The organism is Marinobacterium iners DSM 11526, assembly GCF_900107855.1.
GTDB classification, from domain to species: domain Bacteria; phylum Pseudomonadota; class Gammaproteobacteria; order Pseudomonadales; family Balneatricaceae; genus Marinobacterium; species Marinobacterium iners.
The window spans coordinates 1-1,387 of record NZ_FNRJ01000048.1 but is presented as its reverse complement, the minus strand read 5'-3'; the positions used below and the strand labels follow the sequence as shown (position 1 = coordinate 1,387).

The 1,387-nt window shown below is 52.9% G+C and carries 1 rRNA gene; it reads left to right on the top strand.

Annotated features, from left to right (window positions below):
- Positions 1-1,387 (top strand): 23S ribosomal RNA (locus BLV48_RS18670); the annotation flags it as partial.

Here is a 1,387-nt window from a genome sequence, read left to right as displayed (position 1 = left end):
ATTTCCGAATGGGGAAACCCACCCGCTTGCGGGTATCTCTTAGCTGAATACATAGGCTTTGAGAGGCGAACCCGGGGAACTGAAACATCTAAGTACCCGGAGGAAAAGAAATCAACCGAGATTCCCTTAGTAGCGGCGAGCGAACGGGGACCAGCCCTTAAGCTGTGTTGTGGTTAGCAGAACGCTCTGGAAAGTGCGGCCATAGTGGGTGATAGCCCCGTATGCGAAAACCTATATGCAGTGAAATCGAGTAGGACGGGACACGTGTTATCCTGTCTGAATATGGGGGGACCATCCTCCAAGGCTAAATACTCCTGACTGACCGATAGTGAACCAGTACCGTGAGGGAAAGGCGAAAAGAACCCCTGTGAGGGGAGTGAAATAGACCCTGAAACCGTGTACGTACAAGCAGTGGGAGCCGTTTTCGGACGGTGACTGCGTACCTTTTGTATAATGGGTCAGCGACTTACTTTCAGTGGCAAGCTTAACCGTTTAGGGGAGGCGTAGGGAAACCGAGTCTTAATAGGGCGATCAGTCGCTGGGAGTAGACCCGAAACCGGGCGATCTATCCATGGGCAGGTTGAAGGTTGAGTAACATCAACTGGAGGACCGAACCGACTACCGTTGAAAAGTTAGCGGATGACCTGTGGATCGGAGTGAAAGGCTAATCAAGCCCGGAGATAGCTGGTTCTCCTCGAAAGCTATTTAGGTAGCGCCTCATGTCTCACCTTGGGGGGTAGAGCACTGTTTCGGCTAGGGGGTCATCCCGACTTACCAACCCGATGCAAACTCCGAATACCCAAGAGTGCAATCATGGGAGACACACGGCGGGTGCTAACGTCCGTCGTGGAAAGGGAAACAACCCAGACCGCCAGCTAAGGTCCCAAAGTTCTGGTTAAGTGGGAAACGATGTGGGAAGGCTCAGACAGCTAGGAGGTTGGCTTAGAAGCAGCCACCCTTTAAAGAAAGCGTAATAGCTCACTAGTCGAGTCGGCCTGCGCGGAAGATATAACGGGGCTCAAACCAGACACCGAAGCTGCGGATGCCTTAGGGCATGGTAGAGGAGCGTTCTGTAAGCCGTTGAAGCCAAAGGTGTAAACCATGGTGGAGGTATCAGAAGTGCGAATGCTGACATAAGTAACGATAAAGGGGGTGAAAAACCCCCTCGCCGGAAGACCAAGGTTTCCTATCCAATGCTAATCAGGGTAGGGTGAGTCGGCCCCTAAGGCGAGGCAGAAATGCGTAGTCGATGGGAAACAGGTTAATATTCCTGTACCGGCTGTAACTGCGACGAAGGGACGGAGAAGGCTAGGCCAGCGCGGCGATGGTTGTCCGCGTTTAAGGGTGTAGGCTGGGAGAGTAGGCAAATCCGCTCTCCCTTAAGGCT